Annotated in this window: 14 protein-coding genes; 2 read left to right on the forward strand and 12 right to left on the reverse strand. The window is 70.4% G+C overall.

The window, feature by feature from the left end:
* Positions 1-5: 5 nt before the first annotated feature.
* Positions 6-722: an MBL fold metallo-hydrolase gene (locus ACZ7MF_RS36310; protein WP_471482443.1), complete on the reverse strand. Its 717-nt coding sequence runs from the start codon at positions 720-722 to the stop codon at positions 6-8.
* Between the two features lie 183 nt (positions 723-905).
* Here ACZ7MF_RS36310 and ACZ7MF_RS36315 point away from each other — a divergent pair, with 183 nt between their 5' ends.
* The gene (locus ACZ7MF_RS36315; protein WP_471482444.1) at positions 906-1,742 is read left to right on the forward strand and encodes a peptidylprolyl isomerase; all 837 of its coding nucleotides are present in this window, start codon (positions 906-908) and stop codon (positions 1,740-1,742) included.
* A gap of 135 nt (positions 1,743-1,877) precedes the next feature.
* Positions 1,878-3,107, forward strand: a complete 1,230-nt coding sequence (locus tag ACZ7MF_RS36320; protein WP_471482445.1) for a DUF349 domain-containing protein — start codon at positions 1,878-1,880, stop codon at positions 3,105-3,107.
* An 87-nt stretch (positions 3,108-3,194) separates the two neighbouring features.
* Here ACZ7MF_RS36320 and relA read toward each other — a convergent pair whose 3' ends face one another.
* The 11 genes from relA to pdxS form a co-directional block, all read right to left on the reverse strand.
* Positions 3,195-5,738, reverse strand: coding sequence for a GTP pyrophosphokinase (gene relA / locus ACZ7MF_RS36325; RefSeq protein ID WP_471482446.1), 2,544 nt, complete (start codon positions 5,736-5,738; stop codon positions 3,195-3,197).
* Positions 5,739-5,911: 173 nt separating this feature from the next.
* The gene (locus tag ACZ7MF_RS36330) at positions 5,912-6,460 is read right to left on the reverse strand and encodes an adenine phosphoribosyltransferase (RefSeq protein WP_471482447.1); all 549 of its coding nucleotides are present in this window, start codon (positions 6,458-6,460) and stop codon (positions 5,912-5,914) included.
* Entirely contained in the window at positions 6,457-7,578 is a 1,122-nt protein-coding gene (gene secF / locus ACZ7MF_RS36335) for a protein translocase subunit SecF (RefSeq protein WP_471482448.1), read from the reverse strand. Before secF ends, ACZ7MF_RS36330 begins: the two co-directional genes overlap by 4 nt.
* Positions 7,579-7,581: 3 nt before the next feature.
* On the reverse strand, positions 7,582-9,405 hold the full coding sequence (gene secD, locus ACZ7MF_RS36340; protein WP_471482449.1) for a protein translocase subunit SecD: 1,824 nt from the start codon (positions 9,403-9,405) through the stop codon (positions 7,582-7,584).
* 135 nt (positions 9,406-9,540) lie between these two features.
* Positions 9,541-10,050 (reverse strand): preprotein translocase subunit YajC, encoded by a 510-nt coding sequence (yajC, locus tag ACZ7MF_RS36345; RefSeq protein WP_356866834.1) that lies wholly within the window; start codon positions 10,048-10,050, stop codon positions 9,541-9,543.
* Positions 10,051-10,225: 175 nt separating this feature from the next.
* Positions 10,226-11,299 (reverse strand): Holliday junction branch migration DNA helicase RuvB, encoded by a 1,074-nt coding sequence (ruvB, locus tag ACZ7MF_RS36350; protein WP_471482450.1) that lies wholly within the window; start codon positions 11,297-11,299, stop codon positions 10,226-10,228.
* A 47-nt stretch (positions 11,300-11,346) separates the two neighbouring features.
* Positions 11,347-11,952 carry a Holliday junction branch migration protein RuvA gene (gene ruvA, locus ACZ7MF_RS36355; RefSeq protein WP_373906344.1) on the reverse strand — a complete coding sequence of 202 codons (606 nt, stop codon included), beginning with the start codon at positions 11,950-11,952 and terminating at the stop codon, positions 11,347-11,349.
* Entirely contained in the window at positions 11,949-12,515 is a 567-nt protein-coding gene (ruvC, locus tag ACZ7MF_RS36360) for a crossover junction endodeoxyribonuclease RuvC (RefSeq protein WP_471482451.1), read from the reverse strand. The genes ruvA and ruvC overlap by 4 nt, the downstream gene beginning before the upstream one ends.
* A gap of 111 nt (positions 12,516-12,626) precedes the next feature.
* Positions 12,627-13,379 carry a YebC/PmpR family DNA-binding transcriptional regulator gene (locus ACZ7MF_RS36365; protein ID WP_115741180.1) on the reverse strand — a complete coding sequence of 251 codons (753 nt, stop codon included), beginning with the start codon at positions 13,377-13,379 and terminating at the stop codon, positions 12,627-12,629.
* Between the two features lie 49 nt (positions 13,380-13,428).
* On the reverse strand, positions 13,429-14,037 hold the full coding sequence (gene pdxT, locus ACZ7MF_RS36370; protein ID WP_471482452.1) for a pyridoxal 5'-phosphate synthase glutaminase subunit PdxT: 609 nt from the start codon (positions 14,035-14,037) through the stop codon (positions 13,429-13,431).
* An 11-nt stretch (positions 14,038-14,048) separates the two neighbouring features.
* Positions 14,049-14,960, reverse strand: a complete 912-nt coding sequence (gene pdxS / locus ACZ7MF_RS36375) for a pyridoxal 5'-phosphate synthase lyase subunit PdxS (RefSeq protein ID WP_471482453.1) — start codon at positions 14,958-14,960, stop codon at positions 14,049-14,051.
* Positions 14,961-14,987: the final 27 nt, after the last annotated feature.

Raw genomic sequence — 14,987 nt, forward strand, 5'->3', positions numbered from 1 at the left:
TCTCGTCACATTCCTCGTCGGGGCGCGTCGGGAGCGCTGTTCCCTTGGCGGCCTGCGGCCACTTGCCGCAAGTACGGGTTGGTGGCGCGCTCCTGGCCGATGGTGGTCTGGGGGCCGTGTCCGGACAGCACCACGGTCGAGTCGTCGAGCGGCAGGCACACGCGTGCCAGGGACTCGAGCATGTCGTCCATGGAGCCACCGGGGAAGTCGGTGCGTCCGATGGAGCCGGCGAACAGCAGGTCGCCCGAGAACATGACCGGCGGGATGTCCGCCGCCTCGGGCAGGCCGAAGGTCACCGACCCCTTGGTATGGCCCGGGGCGTGCGCGACGGTCAGCTCCATGCCCGCCAGCGCCAGCTTCGCGCCGTCGGTCAGCTCCTTGACGTCGTCCGGCTCCCCGACGGTCAGCTCGCCCATGAGCGGCATGCCGATGCTGCGGCCGATCCCCTTCTCGGGGTCGCTCATCATGAAGCGGTCCTCGGGGTGGATCCAGGCGGGCACGTCGTGCGCGCCGCACACCGGGACGACCGAGGCGACGTGGTCGATGTGGCCGTGGGTGAGGACGACGGCGACGGGCTTGAGCCGATGCTTTCGGATCGCGTCCTCGACTCCGGCGGCCGCCTGGTGGCCCGGGTCGATGATCACGCACTCCTCACCGGCGGCGGGGGCGACGAGATAGCAGTTCGTCCCCCAGGCCCCGGCGGGGAACCCGGCAATGAGCACGATCGTCCTTCGTTTGGGTCGGTACGGGTGGGCTTGCGAACGGGTCGCGCCCATGGTCAGAGCCTACCGGCGGTGCCGATTCCTCAGCGAACCCATATACGGTACGGGGCTACACGCCCACGGTCGGCTCATCGCACCCACGCGTACCGGTCGGCACACGAAGACGCATGAGGAGAGAACCCGGTGGTCACCCAGGAGCAGCGGCGGCGTCAGCTCGCCCGGGAGAAGTTCTTGCGGCAGCAGCAGCGACGCACCTCCGCGCGACGCAAGTCACGCATGCGCAACGCCGCGATCGCGTCGGTGCTCGGCGTGATTCTGATCGGCAGCGTCGCGCTGTACACGACCGGAGTGGTCCTGGGGGACGACGACGACAGCAAGACGAACGCGGGCGCGGAGGTCACGCCGAGCGCCTCGGCTCCGAGCAAGGCGCCGGACCCGTGCGACAAGCCCGCCGAGGGCAAGGTCGAGACGCAGACCTGGAAGAAGGAGCCTGCGCTGACCGTCGACGAGTCGGCGAAGTACTCCATGAAGCTGGCGACCACGTGCGGTGACATAGACATCGCGCTGAAGGCGAAGGCGGCACCGCACACGGTCAACTCGTTCGACTTCCTGGCCGGCAAGGGCTACTTCGACCACACCAAGTGTCACCGGCTCACCACCGAGGGCATCTACGTGCTCCAGTGCGGCGACCCCACGGCCCAGGGCAACGGCGGTCCGGGCTACAACATCCCGGACGAGAACCTGAAGGACAAGAGCCTCAAGGACAACGTGTACCCGGCGGGCACGGTGGCGATGGCCAACACCGGTCAGCCGGACTCCGGCGGGAGCCAGTTCTTCCTCGTGTACCAGGACAGTCAGCTGCCCCCGAGCTACACCCCGTTCGGCACCGTGTCGGAGGAGGGCATGACGGTACTGAAGAAGATCGCCTCCGCGGGAGCCCAGCCCGCGGACCCCACGACCGGCAACACGGCGCCCAACGCGACGGTCGTGATCGACAAGGCGACCGTCACGAAATCCTGACCCTCATCAGCGAAAGTTCGACTCGCGCGGGTGCGGACAGGCCACCCGCCGGTCGCCTATGTTGGCCGAGACGAAACTGTGGACGATGCCCGGGGGTAGCGAAGCCCTCCGCAGGCATCATGTGGAGGAGGCGCTGTGAGCAGCGACCCGTGGGGCCGCGTCGATGAGACGGGGACCGTGTACGTGCGTACGGCCGACGGCGAGCAGGTCGTCGGATCCTGGCAGGCAGGCTCCCCCGAGGAGGCACTGGCCTACTTCGAACGCAAGTACGAAGGCCTGGTTGTCGAGATCGGCCTCCTCGAGAAGCGGGTGAAGACCACCGACCTGTCGGCCAAGGACGCCCAGACCGCCGTCGACCACCTGCGCGAGCAGGTGGACGCGCACCACGCGGTCGGCGACCTGGAGGCCCTGCGGTCCCGGCTGGACCAGCTCGTCGCGCTCGTGGAGACACGGCGCGAGGAGCGCAAGGCCCAGCGGGCCAAGCAGTCCGACGAGGCCCGCGGTGCCAAGGAGGCCCTGGTCGCCGAGGCCGAGGAGCTGGCCCGCTCGGACCAGTGGCGGGCGGCCGGTGAGCGGCTGCGGTCCCTGGTCGACACCTGGAAGGGTCTGCCGCGCCTGGACCGCAAGTCCGACGACGAGCTGTGGCACCGCTTCTCGCACGCCCGCTCGGCGTTCTCCAAGCGCCGCAAGCAGCACTTCGCGCAGCTCGACGCACAGCGCGAGGAGGCCCGGCGGATCAAGGAGCGGCTGGTCTCCGAGGCCGAGGCGCTGTCGAAATCGACGGACTGGGGGCCGACGGCCGCGCGCTACCGCGACCTGATGTCCGAGTGGAAGGCCGCGGGCCGGGCCCAGCGCGAGCACGAGGACGACCTGTGGAACCGTTTCCGCGGCGCCCAGGACGTGTTCTTCGCCGCCCGCAGCTCGGTCTTCGCCGAGCGGGACGCCGAGCAGGCGGAGAACCTGAAGCTCAAGGAGGAGCTGGTCGCGGAGGCCGAGAAGCTCGTCCCGGTCACAGACCTGAAGTCGGCCCGCGCCGCGTTCCGTTCGGTCAACGAGCGCTGGGAGGCCATCGGCCACGTGCCGCGCGACGCCCGGCCGAAGGTCGAGGGGCGGATGCACGCGGTCGAGCGGGCGCTCCAGGAGGCCGAGGAGGCCGAGTGGCGCCGGACCAACCCGGAGGCACGCGCGCGTGCCGAGGGCCTGACCGGTCAGCTCCAGGCCGCCGTGGACAAGCTGCGCTCCCAGGTCGAGCAGGCGCGCGCCCAGGGCAACGACGCCAAGGCCGACAAGCTCGCGCGTGAGCTGGAGGGCCGTCAGGCGCTCCTCGACCAGGCGCTCAAGGGGCTGCACGAGTTCGGCGGCTGACGGTCGCGGACCACACACGAGAGGGGCTCCCGTACGCGCGTACGGGAGCCCCTCTCGTGTGTGCGCCTGTGCGGCCGCCTACGACGCCTACGACGGCCTGCGGGCCGAAGTCACCCGGTACACGTCGTAGACGCCCTCCACGCCGCGTACGGCCTTCAGGACGTGCCCCAGGTGCTTCGGGTCGCCCATCTCGAAGGTGAAGCGGGAGGTGGCCACCCGGTCGCGGGAGGTCTGGACGGCCGCCGAGAGGATGTTGACGTGCTGGTCGGACAGCACGCGGGTGACGTCGGACAGCAGCCGGGAGCGGTCCAGCGCCTCGACCTGGATGGCGACCAGGAAGACCGAGGACTGGGTCGGCGCCCACTCGACCTCGAGGATGCGCTCCGGCTCGCGCGACAGGGAGTCCACGTTCACGCAGTCGCTGCGGTGGACGGAGACGCCGCTGCCGCGGGTGACGAAGCCGATGATCGGGTCGCCGGGCACGGGCGTACAGCAGCGGGCCAGCTTGACCCACACGTCGTCGACGCCCTTGACGACCACGCCCGGGTCGGCGTTCGCCCGGCGCTTGTGGCCGCGGCCGCGGGACGGCGGAACCGACTCGTCGATCTCCTCGGTGGCGGCCTCCTCGCCGCCGAGCGCCTGGACCAGCTTCTGCACGATGTTCGGCGCGGAGACGTGGCCCTCGCCGATCGCCGCGTACAGCGCGGAGATGTCCGAGTAGCGCATCTCGTGCGCGAGCGTCACCAGGGAGTCGCCGGTCAGGATGCGCTGGATCGGCAGGTTCTGCTTGCGCATCGCGCGGACGATGGCGTCCTTGCCCTGCTCGATCGCCTCGTCGCGGCGCTCCTTGGAGAACCAGGCGCGGATCTTGTTGCGGGCGCGCGGCGACTTCACGAAGCCCAGCCAGTCGCGGGAGGGGCCCGCACCGGCCGCCTTGGAGGTGAAGACCTCCACCAGGTCGCCGTTGTCCAGGGTGGACTCGAGCGGCACCAGCCGTCCGTTGACCCGTGCCCCTATGGTGCGGTGGCCGACCTCGGTGTGGACGGCGTAGGCGAAGTCCACGGGGGTGGCGCCGGCCGGCAGCGCTATGACGTCGCCCTTGGGGGTGAAGACGAAGACCTCGTTGCGGGAGAGGTCGAAGCGCAGGGACTCCAGGAACTCGCCGGGGTCCTCGGTCTCCTTCTGCCAGTCCAGCAGCTGGCGCAGCCACGCCATGTCGTTGAGGTGGTCGTCCTTGCTCTTGCCGGACGACCTGGGGGCGTCGGTGCGCACCTTGGAGGCGCCGGCGACGGCCTCCTGCTTGTACTTCCAGTGCGCAGCGATGCCGTACTCCGCGCGGCGGTGCATGTCGAAGGTGCGGATCTGCAGCTCGACCGGCTTGCCGCCGGGCCCGATGACCGTCGTGTGCAGCGACTGGTACATGTTGAACTTGGGCATCGCGATGTAGTCCTTGAACCGCCCCGGAACCGGGTTCCAGCGCGCGTGGACCGTGCCGAGCGCCGCGTAGCAGTCGCGGACGGTGTCCACCAGGACGCGGATGCCCACCAGGTCGTAGATCTCCGCGAAGTCACGGCCGCGGACGATCATCTTCTGGTAGACGCTGTAGTAGTGCTTGGGGCGGCCGGTGACGGTCGCCTTGATGCGGGCCGCGCGCAGGTCCTGCTGGACCTCGTCGGTGACGACGGCCAGGTACTCGTCGCGCTTGGGGGCGCGCTCGGCGACCAGGCGGACGATCTCGTCGTACATCTTGGGGTAGAGGATCGCGAAGGCGAGGTCCTCCAGCTCCCACTTGATGGTGTTCATGCCCAGCCGGTGGGCGAGCGGCGCGTAGATCTCCAGGGTCTCGCGCGCCTTCTTCTCCTGCTTCTCGCGCTTGAGGTAGCGCATGGTGCGCATGTTGTGCAGGCGGTCGGCGAGCTTGATGACCAGGACACGGGGGTCCTTGGCCATGGCGACGACCATCTTGCGCACGGTCTCGGCCTGCGCGGCCTCGCCGAACTTGACCTTGTCCAGCTTGGTGACGCCGTCGACGAGGAGGGTGACCACGTCGCCGAAGTCGCGGCGCAGGTCCTCCAGGCCGTACTCGGTGTCCTCGACGGTGTCGTGCAGCAGCCCGGCCATCAGCGTGGCCGGATCCATGCCCAGCTCGGCGAGGATGGTGGTGACGGCGAGCGGGTGCGTGATGTACGGGTCGCCGCTCTTGCGCTTCTGGCCGCGGTGCCAGCGTTCGGCGACCTGGTAGGCGCGCTCGATCTGGCGCAGGGTCGCCGTCTCGATCTTCGGGTCGTTGCCGCGCACTATGCGCAGCAGCGGCTCCAGGACCGGGTTGTACGGGTTGGCGCGCTGGACGCCGAGGCGGGCCAGGCGGGCGCGGACGCGGTTGGAGGAGCCGGAGCGGGCGGGCTGACCCGCGGGGGCGCGGACCACCGGCGCGTTCTGCGGGCGCTCGGCGGGCAGCGCCTTGGGGCGCGGCTGCTGCTCGGCGGGCTTGTCGACCGGCGCGGACGGGGCGTGCTGGATCGGCCCGCGTGTGTCGTTCTTCGCCTGGGGCGCGCTCGGCGCGGGCTTCGCCGCGGACGCCGAGGCGGACTCGGGCTTTGCGGCGGTCAGTGGCTGGGCCTCGTCTGGCAAGAGGACTCCTCGTGCGCGATCCGGGTCCCCCGGTCAGGCTCCGGATACCCCATGGTAGCGATCCTGCCCTCCGGGATCGCCTTCTGGCCAATGTGAGGGCTGTCAACCCCTGCAACGCCCGGGGCGGGCGCCGGATTCCTCCGGGCCCGCCCCAGTCGTGCGGTTCGCGTGGTTCAGACCGTGAGCAGCGCCTTCAGCGGGGCCCCGGCCAGCGCGGGCTCCAGCCGGGCCCGCCCGGCGAGAAAGCCCAGCTCCATCAGTACGGCGAGGCCAGCGACCTCGGCTCCGGCCCGCCGGATCAGCTCCAGCGAGGCCTCGGCGGTGCCGCCGGTGGCGAGGACGTCGTCGACGACCAGCACGCGGTCGCCCGCGGTGAGGTCCTCGGCGTGCACCTCGATCTCGGCGGAGCCGTACTCCAGGTCGTACGCCTGGCTGAGGGTGGCTCCGGGGAGCTTGCCCGCCTTGCGCACGGGGATGAAGCCGACGCCCGCCCTGAGGGCCACCGGGGCGCCGAGGATGAAGCCGCGGGCCTCCAGGCCGACGACCTTGGTGGCACCGGTGTCCCGGGCCACGCCGGCCAGGGCGTCGGTGAGCGCGGCGAAGGCGGCCGGGTCCGCCAGGAGCGGGGTGATGTCCTTGAACACCACGCCCGGCTCCGGGTAGTCGGCCACGTCACGGATGCGGCTGAGCAGCAGCTCCGTGATGCCCATCGTCCCGGTCATCGGCGCTTCCCCGAGGGTCGGCCGCGGCCCCTGCCGCGGGACGCGGGCTGGTTGCGGGGCCCGACGACCGCGGGTGCGGCGTCGTCCGGCTCGTCGGCGTCGTACGTCTCCTCGTCGGCCGCGGACTCCGCGCCCTCGCCCTTGGCGGCCGCCTGGGCACGCTTGGCGAGGACCCGCTTCTTGAGGGCCTTCATCTGCGGCTCGGCCTCCTTGAGGTCGGCGACGAGCGGCGTGGCGATGAAGATCGACGAGTAGGCGCCCGCGGCGAGACCGACGAACAGCGACAGCGAGATGTCGTTGAGCATGCCGGCGCCGAGGACACCGCCGCCGATGAACAGCAGACCGCCCACCGGCAGCAGCGCGACCACCGTGGTGTTGATGGAGCGGACCAGGGTGCTGTTGATCGAGCGGTTGGCGATCTCCGCGTAGGTCCAGCGGGTCTGTTTGGTGATGTCCCGGGTCTGCTCCTTGAGGCTGTCGAAGACGACGACCGTGTCGTAGAGCGAGTAACCGAGGATCGTCAGCAGACCGATCACCGTGCCGGGTGTGACCTCGAAGCCGACGAGGGCGTAGATGCCGACCGTGATGGTGATGTCGTGGATCAGTGCGACGAAGGCGGCGAGCGCCATGCGCCACTCGAACGCGATCGCCAGGTAGATCACCACGAGGACCATGAAGATCCCGAGGCCCTGCCAGGCCTTGTTCGCGATCTGGTCACCCCAGCTGGGGCCGACCAGGTCGGCGTTGATCTTCTCCGCGGAGACGTCCAGGTTCTTGGAGAGGTCCTCCTTGATCTGGTCCGACTGCTGGGTGTCGGTGCCCGCGATCTGGATGCGGAGGCTGCCGTCGCCGAGCTTCTGGACGATCGCGTCGTGGCCGGAGGCCTCCTCCGCCCAGGTCTCGGTCTGGGCGACCGAGGCGCTCATGTTCTTCGGGGTGGTGAAGACCGCGCCGCCCTGGAACTCGATGCCCATGTGCAGGCCGCGCACCGCCAGGCCGACAATGGCCGTGATGGTGATGAGGATCGAGATGCCGTACCAGATCTTGCGGTTCTTGACGAAGTCGTAGCCGACCTCGCCGTGGTGCAGTCGGGCGCCGAGTGTGCCGAGCTTCGACATCTCTCACGCCTCCTTCGGGTCGACAGGGCCGGCGGCAGGACGGGACGGACGGCGGGTGCGGCGCAGCGGAGGCTTGGCGCCCAGGGCCTTGGGGTCGAGGCCGGACCACTTGTGACCGCTCGCGAAGAACTTGCGTCGCGCCATCAGCGTCAGCAGCGGCTTGGTGAACAGGAACACCACCACCACGTCGAGCAGGGTCGTCAGACCGAGCGTGAACGCGAAGCCCTGCACCTTGCCGACGGTGACGACGAAGAGCACCGCGGCGGCGAGGAAGGACACGAAGTCGGAGACGAGGATGGTGCGCCGGGCGCGCGGCCAGGCCCGCTCGACGGCGGGACGCAGCGTGCGGCCCTCCCGGATCTCGTCGCGGACGCGTTCGAAGTACACGATGAACGAGTCCGCCGTGATGCCGATGGCGACGATGGCACCGCACACGGCCGGCAGGTTCAGCGCGAAGCCGATGGTCGGGCCGAGCAGCGACATGATCACGTACGTGAGGCCGGCCGAGACGAGCAGCGAGCAGACGGCGATGAACGACAGCCCGCGGTAGTAGAACAGCAGGTAGAGGACGACCAGGGCGAGCCCGATCGCGCCCGCGATCAGACCGGCCTTGAGCTGCTCACCGCCGAGCGCTGCGGTGACGGTGGTGACGCTGTCCTCCTTGAAGGTCAGCGGCAGCGCGCCGTAGGACAGCATGTTGGCGAGGCTCTGGGCCTCCTCCTGGTCGAAGCTGCCGGAGATCTCCGCGTTGCCGCCGGTGAGCGCCTGGCTGACGTACGGGTCGGAGACGACCTCGTTGTCCAGGACGATGGCGAACTGGTTCTGCGGGGACTGGTTCTGCGCCAGCTTGCCGGTGATGTCCGCGAACTTCTTGCTGCCCTTGTCCGTGAACTTCATCGTCACGGTCCAGCCGGCGGCGGTCTGCGTGTTGTAGACGGCCTCGGCCTCGTCGACCTCGGTGCCGTCGACCGCGGCGGGGCCGAGGATGTACTTCTGCCACTGGCCCTGCGAGTTCTGACCGCAGGCCACCGTCGCGTCGCCCGGCTTGGCACCGTCACCGGCCTTGGCGCGGGCGTTCTTGTCGGTGCAGTCCAGGGCCGCGTACTGCTGCTGCAGCTTGGCGGTGGCGTCGTCGCCGGAGGCGCTGGCGCTCGGGGACGGGGAGGCTCCGTCGGAGCTCGTCGCGGACGGGCTCGGGTCGGCCTTCAGGGCGTCGCTGGCGGCGCGGCCCTGGGAGGTGGCACTCGCCGAGGCGGAGTCGGACGGCGTGCCGCTCGCCTTGTCGCCGTCGGTGGCCTTGTCGCCGTCGGTGGCCTTGTCCGTGGCCTTGTCGGTGGCCTTGTCCGTGGCCTTGTCGGTCGCCTTGTCCGAGGCGCCGCCGGTCTCGCTCGCCGAGGGGGTGCCGGTCGCGTTGGCGCCGGAGAGTTCGGTGGCGAGGACCGGACGGAAGTACAGCTTGGCGGTGGTGCCGACCTGCTGCCGGGCTTCCTTCGAGTTCGTCCCCTTGGGGATGTTGACGATGATGTTCCGGTCGCCCTGGGTCTGGACCTCGGCCTCGGAAACACCCAGACCATTGACACGGCGGTTCATGATCTCGACCGCGGTGTCCATGTTGGTCTTGTTGATCGCGGACTCCTGGCCCGCCTCCGGCACGGCCCGGAGCGTGATGCTCGTGCCGCCCGCCAGGTCGATGCCGAGACGCGGAGTCGTGTGCCCGGAGGCGAACATGCCCCCGGTGAGCGCCACGATGGCGATCAGAATCAGGGCCAGCGAGCGCCCGGGCTTACTCTGAGCGCTCGCATTCTTTCCCTTTTTAGGTGCTACCACCTTTGTGTACTCCCTCTCGGGCCGCTTCGCGCCCAGAAGGCGTCACCGGCGGCCATCACATGGTGTCCGGATCCGTGCGAGCCGCGCGTCACGCGGGGTGCGCGGGAACCCGTCCCGCGCACCCCGGGGCACGGCTTACTTCGCCTCGGAACCGCCGTCGGACTTCTTCGCCTGCTCGTCCGTCTTCGCCTCGGCGGGCGCGGCGTCGACCGTCGGCTCGTCGGCCGTCTCGTCGGCGGGCTCGGCCTTCTTGCCGAGGTCGACGGACTTGTCGTCGGAGGCGTCGTCGTCGGAGGCGTCGGACTCGGTGAGGGAGGAGGCGTCGTCGGGGACGACGTCCGCGTCGGACTTCAGGTCGTGCTCGATGCCGTGGACGATGCGGTTGTACTCGTCGTCGGTGAGGACGGCACCGATGGAGTTCTTGGCGAAGAGCAGCTCGACGCCCGGGCCGGCGTCGAGGAGGACCGTGTCGTCGTTGACCTCCTTGACCGTGGCGTACATGCCCCCGATGGTGCGGACACCGGTTCCGGGCTGCATCTCGTTCCGCATGTTGGCGGCCTGCTGCTGCTTCTTCTTCGCCGACCGGGTCATCAGGAACATGGCCCCGATGAGCACGATGAACGGGAGGAGGGTCACGAGACTCACGGGTCGGTACTTCCTTCACACGACCGCGATGGGGAGCGGCCTGATGGTTGGGGGTGTGTACGCCACCGACAAGGGCGGCATCGGCGGAGTCTAGGCGAGTCCGCGCGCATGGAACAACGCCCAGCATGGCACCGGGGTTCCTGCTCCGGCGAATGTGCCCCGCGTGAGCGGGTCGTCACGCCCCGAACAAGTCCTGTTGTCCGTTTCCTGAACTCTGCGAACGCGGCGGGGTGAGGCCGAGGTGCGCCCAAGCGGCCGGAGTGGCCACCCGCCCGCGTGGGGTGCGGGCGAGCAGACCCTCCCGTACGAGGAAGGGTTCGGCGACCTCTTCCACTGTCTCACGCTCCTCCCCCACGGCGACGGCGAGCGTGGACAGGCCGACCGGTCCGCCGCCGAACAGCTTGAGGAGCGCCTCCAGCACCCCGCGGTCGAGGCGGTCCAGGCCCCGGGCGTCGACCTCGTACACGGCGAGGGCGGCCGCGGCGATCTCCTGGGTGATCAGGCCGTCGGCCTTGACCTGGGCGTAGTCGCGGACCCGGCGCAGCAGTCGGTTGGCGATGCGGGGGGTGCCGCGGGAGCGGCCGGCGATCTCGGCGGCGCCGGTGGTGTCGATCTCGACGTCGAGCAGGCCCGCGGAGCGGTGGATGACGCGTTCCAGCTCGGCCGGTCCGTAGAACTCCATGTGGGCGGTGAAGCCGAAGCGGTCGCGCAGCGGGGGCGGCAGCAGGCCCGCGCGGGTGGTGGCGCCGACCAGGGTGAACGGGGGCAGCTCCAGGGGGATGGCGGTGGCGCCGGGTCCCTTTCCGACGATGACGTCGACGCGGAAGTCCTCCATCGCCATGTACAGCATCTCCTCGGCGGGCCGCGACATGCGGTGGATCTCGTCGAGGAAGAGGACCTCGCCCTCCTGGAGGGAGGAGAGGATCGCCGCGAGGTCGCCGGCGTGCTGGATGGCGGGGCCCGAGGTGATGCGGATGGGGGCTTCCATCTCGGCCGCGATGATCATCGAGAGGGTGGTCTTGCCCAGGCCCGGGGCGCCGGAGAGGAGCACGTGGTCGGCGGTCGCCCCGCGCGCGCGTGCGGCCCGCAGCACCAGGTCGAGCTGCTCGCGGACCTTCTCCTGGCCGATGAACTCGCCCAGGTCCTTGGGGCGCAGGGCCGCCTCCACGGCCTGGTCCTCGCCGTCGGCGACGGCACCCACCAGCCGCTCGGCGGCGGCCTCCGCGTCGGTCGTGTCGTCCCAGTTCACTTGATTCTCCTTGCCGTGACGCACCGGGTCGGTGGTGGCGGGCGTGGTCAGCGGGCGCGGTTCAGCGTCTGCAGGGCGGCCTTGAGCAACTGGCCCACCTGCGGCGCGCCCCCGGCGGCCTCGGCCTGCGGCGCCACGGCGGAGACGGCCTCGTCGGCCTCGCGCGTCGCGTACCCGAGGCCGATCAGGGCGGCGTGCAGCTGGTCGCGCCAGCCGGTGCTGACCGGAGCGCCGACGGCGGGGGCGCCGATGGGCTCGCCGAGCCGGTCCCTCAGTTCCAGGAGCAGCTTCTGCGCTCCCTTCTTGCCGATGCCGGGGACGGCGGTGAGCGCCTTCTCGTCCCCGGTGGAGACCGCTCTGCGCAGGGCGTCGGGCTGGTGCACGGCGAGCATCGCCTGGGCGAGGCGGGGGCCGACGCCGCTGGCGGTCTGGAGCAGCTCGAAGACCTGCCGCTCGTCGTCGTCGGCGAAGCCGTAGAGGGTGAGCGAGTCCTCCCGTACGACGAGGGAGGTGGCGAGCCTGGCGGGCTTGCCGAGCCGGAGGGTGGAGAGGGTGTTGGGCGTGCACTGGACGGCCATGCCGACGCCGCCGACCTCGACCACCGCGGCGTCGGGTGCGAGGGCGGCGACGGTGCCGCTGACGAAGGCGATCATGCGGGGCGGCCTTTCGACGGGTGGGGCTTCTGGGGGCGGCGCGGGCCCTGTGAGGTGTGCAGGGCCACGGCCTGCTGGAGGCGGTTCTGGGCGGGCGCGCGCCAGATGTGGCAGATGGCGAGGGCGAGGGCGTCCGCGGCGTCGGCGGGCTTGGGCGGGGCGGCGAGCCGGAGCAGGCGGGTGACCATGGCGCCGACCTGTGCCTTGTCGGCGCGGCCGCTGCCGGTGACGGCGGCCTTCACCTCGCTCGGGGTGTGCAGGGCGACGGGGATGCCGCGGCGGGAGGCGCACAGGATCGCCACGGCGCTGGCCTGGGCGGTGCCCATGACGGTGCGGACGTTGTGCTGGCTGAAGACGCGCTCCACGGCGACGAACTCCGGCCGGTGCTCGTCGAGCCACTGCTCGATGCCCTGCTCGACGGCGACGAGGCGGTGGCCGAGGTCGGCGTCCGCGGGCGTGCGGACGACGCCGACGCCGATCATGGTGAGCGGCCGGCCCGCGACGCCCTCCACGACGCCGATCCCGCAACGGGTCAGCCCCGGGTCCACCCCCAGTACGCGCACGCTCTGCCCACCCCTCTCGCCGATCACCTGTTTGTGCAGGCTATCGGGTGCCACCGACAAAGCGACGGGCCGACGGGTTGTGTCCCCGTCGGCCCGCTGAGCAGGGACGCGTTACGCGTCGACCTTCTCCATGATCTCGTCGCTCACGTCGAAGTTGGCGAAGACGTTCTGCACGTCGTCGCTGTCCTCCAGGGCGTCGATGAGCCGGAAGATCTTCCGCGCACCGTCCTCGTCCAGCTCGACCTGCATGGTCGGGACGAAGTTGGCGTCGGCGGACTCGTAGTCGATGCCGGCCTCCTGGAGGGCGGTGCGGACCGCGACCAGGTCGGTGGCCTCGCTGAGCACCTCGAAGGACTCGCCGAGGTCGTTGACCTCCTCGGCCCCCGCGTCCAGGACGGCGCCGAGGACGTCGTCCTCGCCCAGCTCGCCCTTGGGCACGATCACGACGCCCTTGCGGTTGAACAGGTACGACACCGAGCCCGGGTCGGCCATGGAGCCGCCGTTGCGGGTCATGGCGACGCGGACGTCGGAGGCGGCGCGGTTGCGGTTGTCGGTGAGGCACTCGATGAGCACCGCGACACCGTTCGGACCGTAGCCCTCGTACATGATCGTCTCGTAGTCGGCGCCGCCGGCCTCCAGGCCGCCGCCGCGCTTGACCGCGGAGTCGATGTTCTTGTTGGGGACCGACTGCTTCTTCGCCTTCTGGATGGCGTCGTACAGCGTCGGGTTACCCTCGATGTCGACGCCGCCCATGCGCGCCGCGACCTCGATGTTCTTGATCAGCTTCGCGAAGAGCTTGCCGCGTTTGGCGTCGATCACGGCCTTCTTGTGCTTCGTCGTAGCCCATTTAGAGTGGCCGGACATCTGCCTGTCTCCTTCGCGTAACCCATCTCCTGCAACGAACGCAGGAATCCTACAAGGACTGAGCCGCCCGGTTCGCGCGCACCATGTCGGCGAAGAGCCGGTGCACGCGGTGGTCGCCGGTCAGTTCCGGGTGGAACGACGTGGCCAGCGCGTTGCCCTGGCGGACGGCGACGATGTGGCCGTCGTGCTCGGCGAGCACCTCGGCGGCCGCGCCCACGGACTCGACCCAGGGGGCGCGGATGAAGACCCCCTCCACGGGCTCGCCGTCGACGCCCTCGACGTCGACGGCCGCCTCGAAGGACTCGTTCTGCCGCCCGAAGGCGTTGCGGCGCACGATCATGTCGATGCCGCCGACCGTCTCCTGACCGGAGCGCGGGTCGAGGATCTTGTCGGCCAGCATGATCATGCCGGCGCAGGTGCCGTAGACGGGCAGGCCGTCCCGCACGCGCGCGCGGAGCGGGTCCATCACTCCGAAGAGGACGGCGAGCTTGGAGATGGTGGTGGACTCGCCGCCGGGCAGGACCAGGCCGTCCACCTCGGCGAGTTCCTCGGGGCGCCGCACCGGCCTGGCCACGGCGTCGGCCACGGCCAGGGCGACGAGGTGCTCCCGTACGTCGCCCTGGAGCGCCAGGACGCCGATGACGGGGGTGTCACTCATGGCGGGACGCCCTACCAGCCGCGGTTGGCGTAGCGCTCGGTCTCGGGGAGGGTGTCGCAGTTGATGCCGACCATGGCCTCGCCGAGGTTGCGGGACGCGTCCGCGATGACCTTCGGGTCGTCGTAGAAGGTGGTCGCCTTCACGATGGCGGCGGCGCGCTTGGCCGGGTCGCCGGACTTGAAGATGCCGGAGCCGACGAAGACGCCCTCGGCGCCGAGCTGACGCATGAGCGCGGCGTCGGCCGGGGTGGCGACACCACCGGCGGAGAAGAGGACGACCGGCAGCTTGCCCAGCTCGGAGACCTCCTTGACCAGCTCGTAGGGGGCGCGCAGGTCCTTGGCGGCGGCGTACAGCTCGTTGTTGTCGTAGCCGCGCAGCCGGGCGATCTCGTTCTTGATCTGGCGCAGGTGCCGGACGGCCTCGACGACGTTGCCGGTACCGGCCTCGCCCTTGGAGCGGATCATCGCGGCACCCTCGGCGATCCGCCGCAGGGCCTCGCCCAGGTTGGTGGCACCGCAGACGAAGGGGGTGGTGAAGGCGAACTTGTCGCTGTGGTTGACCTCGTCGGCCGGGGTGAGGACCTCGGACTCGTCGATGTAGTCGACGCCGAGGGACTGCAGGACCTGGGCCTCCACGAAGTGGCCGATGCGGGACTTGGCCATCACCGGGATGGAGACCGCGCCGATGATGCCCTCGATCATGTCCGGGTCGGACATCCGGGCCACGCCGCCGTCCTTGCGGATGTCGGCGGGGACGCGCTCCAGGGCCATGACGGCCACGGCGCCCGCGTCCTCGGCGATCTTCGCCTGCTCCGGCGTGACGACGTCCATGATGACGCCGCCCTTGAGCTGCTCGGCCATGCCGCGCTTCACGCGGGCGGTGCCGGTCTCGGGTGCCTGGTTTTCGGAGAGCGTGCTGGACACGGGTACCTCGCTGGGGAGAAGGGGGTT

It is taken from the genome of Streptomyces sp. NPDC111628 (assembly GCF_055635195.1).